The sequence below is a fragment of the Kluyvera sp. Awk 3 genome (assembly GCF_028069715.1).
Taxonomy (GTDB): domain Bacteria; phylum Pseudomonadota; class Gammaproteobacteria; order Enterobacterales; family Enterobacteriaceae; genus Kluyvera; species Kluyvera georgiana_A.
This window is the reverse complement of record NZ_JANEWH010000172.1, coordinates 1-8429: the sequence shown is the minus strand read 5'-3', so window position 1 is coordinate 8429 and position 8429 is coordinate 1. Positions and strand designations below refer to the sequence as shown.

Here is an 8429-nt window from a genome sequence, read left to right as displayed (position 1 = left end):
ATATTTATCACATCAAGGCAGCACGCCTTATCCAAACAACTAAATTAAAGGGTTTATATCATGAAAAGCATCAAAACTTTTGTCGCAGTTATGACTCTGGCCGCTTCTTTTGGTTCTTTCGCAGCGCAAACAGTGACCGCAACCGCCTCAACCATTGACGGTGCGGAAGCGAAAATTGCCGCTCAGGCTGAACAAGCGGGCGCCAGCTCTTACAAAATTACCCAGGCTTACACCGGTAACCGCGTGCATATGACCGCAGAACTGACCAAATAAGCTATCTGCTACTGTCGAAAGAGCGCCCTTGGGGCGCTTTTTTCGTTACTGGGTCGCGAGCGCCTCGCGAATAGCTGGAATAAGCTGCGGTCCAGCATAAAAACTATTAAAACCTGTTTTGTGTGCCACCGACAGATTCACTTTTGCCAATATTACGCCATAGCTATTATTGGTCTTATCAATCCAGGGATAGCTGCCCGCCCAACCTGGGCTACTGATGAGTAGCGGACGGCCCTGGTTGTCGACCTGTTCCCGCCATTCGCCAAGTCCATAGATATCATTCCGGGCTTGTCCCCGAACATCCTGCACATAGCGATTGACCGCGCCAGGCAATAATTTAGCGCCCTGGATCTGATCGCTCTGCATCATGGTAATCGCAGCTGTGCTCAGAATTCGCCGGCCTTCAAATTGCCCATTATGGGCAACCATCTGGAGAAAGCGTCGATAGTCTGCAAGCGTTGTTCTTGCCCCGCCGGCGAGCATTGGGCTAAATCCTTGCTCCTCACTCACTGGGGTGAATCCGGTGTGGGTCATACCGAGTGGTTGGGCAATATGTTCCTGAAACAGAGATTCCCACGATTTTCCGCTGGCGACTTCGGCCATGCGCCCGGCAACCTGCATCGCGAGTCCACCATAATTGAATGTCGTGCCTGGTGGGTTAACGGATGGCAGGGGTAAAATATGAGCAACGGATTCTGTTAGTGTTTGATAGTGATCTTCTGGTTTATTGGCAGGTTGATAGTCTGGGTAGCCTGAGGTATGTGAAAAGAGTTGGCGCAGGGTGGCATCACCTTTTGAGTCGGTAAAAGCAGGTAACCACTTTCTGACCGGATCGTCCCAGGAAAGGACTCCGTCATCAACGAGAGAGGCGATAGTTGCGGCAGCCAGCCATTTCCCTGCCGAAGCAATATGAACCTCAGTCTGTGATGTGTAGCCGCCGTAATATTTCTCAAAAATGGGCTTATCATCTTTAACGATAATAATCGCCGCGCCTGAGTAGTTGTGTTGGGCGACCCAGGACGCGATTTGATGATCGATTACTGCCATTTTGTCTTGCTTTGCCATGCTGCTCAGGCTTGTGAGAGCCAACGCTAACGCACAACAGGTGAGCGCTTTCTTCATTGGATATCCTGTTGTTAACAGGCCCCCAATAATGGGGGCCGCGGTTAAATAATCCCAACGCCTGCGGCGGCAAAGCCAAAGACGATTAGCATAATCAGCACCTTGTTTGGGCTCACCTTTTTATTCAACAGCTTCAGGCATCCCAACACCAGCAGCAGTGGAATGAGCCCGACGCAGATTTTGTCGAGGATCTCCTGCAATACGAAAGGCTGTCCGGCGATGGTGGTTTTAAAGGTGGTGGTAAATTTCACCATGCTGGCGCTCATCGCGCCTACCATCATCAGACCCATCATGGCTGAGGCTTTGGTGATACACGAGAGCAAGCCGGACTGCGTGGCTTCGGCGATATACTTCGAACCTAGCCGGTAGCCCATTACCCCGCCGTAGTAGCGCAGCAGGTAGCTCGGGATGTTGTAAATCAGCAGGAACAGCAGTGGCCCTAGCGGGTTTCCCTGTGAGGCCAGGCCGATAGCAATCCCCGTGGCGATGATGCGTAGCACGCCATAGAAGAATGAATCGCCGACGCCCGCGAACGGCCCCATTAAAGCCACTTTGATGCCGTTAATACTGGAAGTATCAAAATTAGGGTTCGCGGCGTTCTCTTTTTCCATCGATAGCGTCAGGCCCATAATGAATGGCGCCAGATGCTGGTTGGTATTGAAGAACTGGCTGTTACGTTTTAGCGACTCAACGTAACCGTGCGGGTTGCCGGTGTAGATTTTCTTGAGCAGCGGCGCCAGAATCCAGCCGTAGCTCAACCCCTCCATTCGGGTGAAGTTCATGGAGCCCAGCAGTTGGAACTGGCGGAAGAACAGCTGGCGGAACATCTTTTTTTCGTTCTTGCTGTCGTCGCCTGCGCTTACTGCGCTGTTGTGGATATCAGTCATTGAAGAACCCGTCCTTATCATCAACCGACGCGCTTGCGGCAGTGGTGGCGTGTTTATTGGCTTTCAACTGGTTGAATTCGTTGAAGCAGAGATAAACGGCAACGGAAGCGGCGATAATCGCGATGCCCATAATCGGCAGTTGCAGATAAGCCGCCATGGCGAAGCCGATAAAGAAGAATGCGGCAATATTTCGGTTCCACAGCGCCTTTAACAAGATGGCGAAGCCCAGCGCAGGCAGAATACCGCCCACCGCCGTCATCCCGCGCATCACGGTATCCGGAATGCTTTCGACCAGGCTGCGGATCACGTCGGTGCCGAACAGAATGCCGAAGAAGGCCAGCACCGCGAACGGCACGCCGTAGAACATTGTCATCCCGAGCGTGATGCCGAGCGCGGCGCGGTCGCGCCCCTCTTCAAGCAAGGCGTCATATTTCTCGACCAGCGCGGTATAAACCAGCTTCAGAACCTGGTAAACGAAGACCGCCAGCAGGCTGATGGGCAGCGCAAGCGCGACGGCGACGGCAGGTTCCGCTTTCGTCAAAATGGTAAAGGCGGTTGCCAGAACCGAGCCTACAGCCAGATCGGCCGGTACCGAGCCGCCAATGGTGATAGTGCCGAGAAAAATCAGCTCCAGCGTTGCGCCGATGATGATCCCCTGCTGAAAATCACCCAGTACGAAACCCACCATTGCGCCGCAGATCAGCGGCCGTTCAATCAGCGGCTGGCCTAACGTATGGTCAGCGAACTTGGCGATATACATCACCAGCGCGACAAGCAGTGCAGACGTTAACATAGCGACCTCGCTTAGCTAGCAGCGTTATCCAGCATCTCAATCAGATTTTTCACCGGATGAGATGGCAGAACCTGGTATTCCACCTTCACGCCGCGTGCGGCGATGGCATGAAAATCGGCGACATCTTCCGGTGTAACGTACACGGTGTCGCTAATGCGTTTTTTCGCCGCCAGATTGTCCGTAATGCGCCCAAAGTTGGCGACGTTCAGGGTTTTTATCCCCTCAACCTGCTCGACCAGTCGACGCGCGTCGGCGGCATTGTTAACGATCACCATAATTTTCATGGCCTCGGAGCGCGGGTCATTGAGGATATCGCCTGCGTCTTTGACCGCCATAATGGCGCACTTGGCGGTATCAGGGGCCGCCATGCGCAGCGACATCTTCTGCACTTCGTTATTCACGATCTGATCGTTGGCGACCAGGATGCGGTTTACGCCGAGGTGCTTGGTCCAGACCACGGCAACCTGGCCGTGAATCAAGCGATCGTCAATTCGTACTAAAGAAATCATGTGTAGCTCCAGTTAGCAAAAGTAGGGTGTCCAGACGCGGGAAAGGCGAACCAGGGCTTCGAAATAGAAGTAATCGCCCCAGAGGTTAGGTTCGTTAATGCCCATGTTGCGGCCAAAGTTATAAACGCCTTCACGCAGCAGGCCGTCCTGCGTGTGGGCAAAATAGCGCTCGCGTAAATTGCGCATCATCAGTTCGATGGCGTTGTTATAGGCGGGGCGTAGTGGATCGGTTAGCGGCAGCAGCGTCAGCAACTCCGCCAGACCGCAGGCGGCGACTGCGGCGGCAGACGTATCGCGCGGAGCGTTGTCCTGCGGGGTGAAGATCAGGTCCCAGTAGCAGACAAAATCTTCCGGCAGACGGTTGAGAAAATAGTGCGCCAGCTTCCGCGCCAGCTCTGGCTGAGTGGTATCGCCGGTATGACGGAATCCCAGCGCAAAGCCGTAAATCCCCCAGGCCTGGCCGCGTGCCCAGCAGGAGCTATCGCTAAACCCTTGATGAGTATCGCCACGCAGCGGCTGGCCACTGTGCACGTCCATGTAGAAGGTGTGGAAGCTGGAAGCATCCTCACGAACCAGATAACGCGCGGCCTGCGCCAGATGACGCGTAGCGGCTTCGCGCCACTCGGCATTGCCCGTTTCGTTGGCGGCCCAGAACAGTAACGGCACGTTGAGATTGCAGTCGATAATCATGCGACCCTGACGCGCCGGGTCGTTGAGATCGCCCCAGGCCTGAATCACGCCTGCCGTTTCATTAAAGCGACGGTACAGTAGCTCTGCGGCGCGTAGCGCCAGGCTGCGAGCGCGGAGGTTGCCGGTGAGCTTCCAGGCGTTAACGCAAGAGAGCAAATAGAGAAAACCCAGGTCGTGGGTATCGACTTTAATTTGCTTATCGAGGCGCTCTTCAAAACTGTCGAGCAGGCCCTCCGCCACCGTGCGGTATTTATCATCGCCGGTGACTTCCCAGGCCAGCCACAGCATGCCGGTCCAGAATCCTTCGGTCCAGTCGACCTTCTCTACTGCCGGGTAGTGACCATCAGTCGCGCTGGCTGCGGGAAAAGTCATGGTAAAACGCGGCATCATCTCGTCAACTTTGGCAAGCACTTCGCGGAGTGCTTCGCTCAGCCAGCGCGAGTCTAAACACGGCTGTGGCGCAAGATAGCGGCTGTCGAGCGTTTCCAGCACAACGTTCATGGCTGTGGCTCCGTGGCAAAAAAGTCGTCGATATCATCATCAGCGGCAGGCTGGGCGGCCTGGCGAGCGGCGAGAATTTCCGGTTGCACGTTCATGTACTGCATCGCGCCGCTGGCGGCGGTGATGGCGTCCTGCAGGCGTGATGGAGTATCGGTATGTTCAGAGAGACAGAACTCCATCAGCATAATCAGATTGGCGCCGCTAATAACATGAACATGCGGGTATTTGACCAGCATCTGTACGGCGGTGTTGTTGACGCTCCCACCGGGCATATCGGTAAACAGCACCAGCTCTTTTCCCCGGCTGGCCGCCTGTTGGGCGATGGCCTCAAAGCGCACCGCCAGTTCGGCTGTGGAGCCAATTTCGCCGCAGTAGGCGCAAATGGGCGTTACGCCGTGATCGTCGCCAACCAGCAGGTTCAGCGCCGAGATTATCCCTTCCGCATAGCGCCCGTGGGTTGCGATGTACATCTCTCGCATTGCGTATTCCTTCGTTTTTTTGGTATCTGTTGAGAATATTGCAACCGCCGTGCCATGTTTTTATCTTTATGATTTTATTAGTAAATAATGTAGTATCTGCACGTTGTAATCGTGTCGAAAACGGCTGTAAGGGGAGTGTCGAAGCGTCTGCCAGCCTGCGCTGGCAGCGCATTTAGCTGAGGGAGTCGGCCGCAATCCACGGTTCCATGATTTCATAAATCATCAGCACCTCGGTGAGCGGCAGCGTGATGTTGTACTTACGGTTGAGCGCCTGGAAGAAGGTGTCATGCACGGCGACAAAGGCTTGTTGTTCAAGCGTCAACTGCGCCTCTTCGCGATGAAGAACGCCGTTGTTGACCATCACGCGTTCAATCATCAGCGCGATGTGCATAAATAAGTTAATGCGTAGATAGCTTTCAAAATGAATTTTGTAGAACGCTTCATACTGTTTAATCACAGCTTCTACTTCATCAATAATCACCACCGGGTTGAGGAAATTCAGGCGGCTGGCGACGCCCTCAACGGTAAACAACTTCACCACTTCCTCGACCATGGGTTCCAGCCCGCCGTCCATCAGCAAGCCGTTGAAGTAGTCGCGTTTTAGCACCTGGGTTTTTTCTTTAATCAGCTGTTCAACGCTAATCAGCGGGATATAACCCGCTTCAAGATCGGTGGTTGTAATGATCAGCCGCGTGCCGTTCAATGCCGGGTCGGCGCGGGCGATTTTCCATTTCAGATCGTCATATTCCATCGTGAGGATATCGATCTCATCCTGTACCAGGTAGCGCTGGACAATATCTTTCAGCTTGCGCGAAATACCTTCGCCAGATATGCAGGAGATAATGATTTTATTGCCAGGGAGCATTCCAGCGTAGTAGCGCGTTTCCACGTCATACGCACCCTTTGCCCCCTCGATAATCGCCTCCATAGACAGCTTATCCTGAATCTTAGCTGCGATATCCAGCGCCATGGCGGTACTGACGTTGTTAATCACCAGCAGTTCGCCGTGCAGATGCAGTTTAATTTCTTCGTAGATCTCCTTGAGCGACCCCATATCGACGAGGATTATCAGGCCGTCGCCCTGCCTGAGGCGCGACAGGTGAGCGATCAACAGGTCAATAATTTCACGGGTAGAGGTGGCGTTGGGCATATCAAAGGCTTTGAAGTAGTAACCACCGGTTAACTGGTTGGCGATACCGGCAATACTGGAGGCGGTGGAGCGCCCATGAGAGACGATAATGCCCTGGATTGGCGAATCCTCACCTGCCAGTGAATGGAAGATGCAGCTAAGTAAAGGCAGCAACAGCGGCAAAGGCGTGTTGACCACATGTTTCGCCAGCAGACTGATACACTCTTCCGCCAGCAGTCGCGCCTTCCCGGAGACATAGTCGGCAATGGTCTGGAGTTCATCGACCTGCTCAGTGTGTATAGGGGTGTGTAACGCATAGGTCAGGCATAGCCAGATAGCTTTGCGGATATCCTGTCCACAGGGAACACCGGTCAGATTTTCCAGCTCATTGATGGCGTGCATGGTGTTCTGCCAGACGTAACCGCTATACAGCGCCTCCTGAGAGACAACGCCGTTTACCGTGGTCAGCAGGTTTTCAATTTTGCGGTTCAACAGCATGACGTTGCCACTGTGGCAAAACTCGCGAAAAATGATGTCATCGTGCATTGCTTTGGGTAGCAGCGTGTTGATATCCGGCTCGATTGCCTGTTTGCCGGCGGAGATGACCAGCATTTCTCCGCTAGGGTGCGCACTGTGTAGTGCGATGACGTCCGCATCGCGATTATCGCTCCAGGCGCTGGCGCACATCACTTTGACCTGATTTTTCAGGTCGCCAATATTGCCGCGCACCGGCGACGTGACAAGCCGGTGCATGAGTTGATTATCCAGATGAATATCCCTGCGCAGGCTGATCGCTTCCTGGCGCAGGAACAGATTCACCTGGGCAATCCGCTCGGTCAGGGGACGTGAAATAAAATTGGGGAGCGTCACCCGCACCGGTATGCGGCGGCGGAAGGTGTTGAGCAGTACCGTATCGATATTTTCGGTGGTGGCAAAGATAAAACGCAGCGAAGCCGGGTGACGGGTACGGTTATCGCCCAGCCGGTAGAAATAGCCTTTATCCATAAACAGGAACAGCTTCTCCTGATTCTCCGCAGATAGACGATGTACTTCATCCAGGAACAGGAACCCCCCATCGGCGTCGTCAAACGCGCCGCGTTTATCGCGATCTGCGCCAGTGAACGCGCCGCGGGTATAGCCGAACAGCGTGGCGGAAAGCAGCTCGGGGTTATTGGCATAATCGGCGCAGTTCAGTTCGACGAAGGGTTTATCGGCGGCGATGACACCGCGTTCCAGAGCGTACTGGTAGATAAGTGAGGCGAGGTGGCTTTTCCCTACGCCGCTCTCCCCCGAGAGTAAAATCGGTAAGCCATCGCCTGGGTAGTCTACCGCCGAGCGGCACAGCGCAATGGCTTCAGCCAGGCTGCCTTGCGCACCGATCAACGGCATAAAGGCATCGGTCTTTTTCGACACTAATCGGGACGACGAGGATGTGGGTGCCCCGTTACGCTGGACAAAGAATCGTACCGGCCGGGTATTCTCCTTACTTAAGCGACCGTCATCGCAGAGCCTGTTCAGATAATGGCTAATTACGCTACGGTTCACCTGCATAAAGTCGGCGCAGTCCTGAGCCGTGAATCCTGAAGGGCTTTCCGCATAGTGGGTCAGTATTTTATGGAACAGTTTTTCTTTTGCTGACAGCGCCATTTATTCAATGTCCTGCATAGAGTAGAAAATAGCGTCGAAATAAATTAGACACTAGACACTAATATTGTTATTAGACACTTAATACTTTTCTCGTTTATTCAGGAAAGTAAAACCTTGTTTTAATCGGAATGTGATCGTGATCGACCGTTGTTTTTATTATGGAAATCATTGCGGGGAGGAGCGGTAACAGGCGATAAATATCGTGTCAAAAATTTTGAACAATAACGACAAATTACTCCGCTTTTAGTTGATAGAGATGTGACCTAATATTTATCTCATCAAGGCAGCACGCCTTATCCAAACAACTAAATTAAAGGGTTTATATCATGAAAAGCATCAAAACTTTTGTCGCAGTTATGACTCTGGCCGCTTCTTTTGGTTCTTTCGCTGCGCAAACAG

8 protein-coding genes and 1 pseudogene are annotated in these 8429 nt (G+C 53.3%); 2 read left to right on the top strand and 7 right to left on the bottom strand.

The window, feature by feature from the left end; genetic code table 11:
- Window positions 1-60 precede the first annotated feature (60 nt).
- Window positions 61-273, top strand: a complete 213-nt coding sequence (locus NNN71_RS22265; protein WP_163448697.1) for a DUF1471 domain-containing protein — start codon at window positions 61-63, stop codon at window positions 271-273.
- 45 nt (window positions 274-318) lie between these two features.
- Here the strand turns inward: NNN71_RS22265 and NNN71_RS22260 are convergent, their stop codons facing one another.
- From NNN71_RS22260 to NNN71_RS22230, 7 genes are all read right to left on the bottom strand, one after another.
- Window positions 319-1395 (bottom strand): serine hydrolase domain-containing protein, encoded by a 1077-nt coding sequence (locus NNN71_RS22260; protein ID WP_271459361.1) that lies wholly within the window; start codon window positions 1393-1395, stop codon window positions 319-321.
- Between the two features lie 44 nt (window positions 1396-1439).
- On the bottom strand, window positions 1440-2282 hold the full coding sequence (locus NNN71_RS22255) for a PTS system mannose/fructose/sorbose family transporter subunit IID (protein WP_167577209.1): 843 nt from the start codon (window positions 2280-2282) through the stop codon (window positions 1440-1442).
- Window positions 2275-3075 (bottom strand): PTS mannose/fructose/sorbose/N-acetylgalactosamine transporter subunit IIC, encoded by an 801-nt coding sequence (locus tag NNN71_RS22250; protein WP_135370586.1) that lies wholly within the window; start codon window positions 3073-3075, stop codon window positions 2275-2277. Before NNN71_RS22250 ends, NNN71_RS22255 begins: the two co-directional genes overlap by 8 nt.
- An 11-nt stretch (window positions 3076-3086) precedes the next feature.
- The gene (locus NNN71_RS22245; protein ID WP_223803596.1) at window positions 3087-3584 is read right to left on the bottom strand and encodes a PTS system mannose/fructose/N-acetylgalactosamine-transporter subunit IIB; all 498 of its coding nucleotides are present in this window, start codon (window positions 3582-3584) and stop codon (window positions 3087-3089) included.
- Window positions 3585-3596: 12 nt separating this feature from the next.
- Entirely contained in the window at window positions 3597-4775 is a 1179-nt protein-coding gene (locus NNN71_RS22240) for a glycoside hydrolase family 88 protein (RefSeq protein WP_271459360.1), read from the bottom strand.
- Window positions 4772-5254 carry a PTS sugar transporter subunit IIA gene (locus NNN71_RS22235; protein WP_271459359.1) on the bottom strand — a complete coding sequence of 161 codons (483 nt, stop codon included), beginning with the start codon at window positions 5252-5254 and terminating at the stop codon, window positions 4772-4774. Before NNN71_RS22235 ends, NNN71_RS22240 begins: the two co-directional genes overlap by 4 nt.
- 172 nt (window positions 5255-5426) lie before the next feature.
- Entirely contained in the window at window positions 5427-8030 is a 2604-nt protein-coding gene (locus NNN71_RS22230) for a sigma 54-interacting transcriptional regulator (protein WP_271459358.1), read from the bottom strand.
- 326 nt (window positions 8031-8356) lie between these two features.
- On the opposite strand from NNN71_RS22230, the pseudogene NNN71_RS22225 reads away from it, so the two are divergent.
- Window positions 8357-8429 (top strand): annotated as a pseudogene (locus tag NNN71_RS22225) (DUF1471 domain-containing protein); the annotation flags it as partial.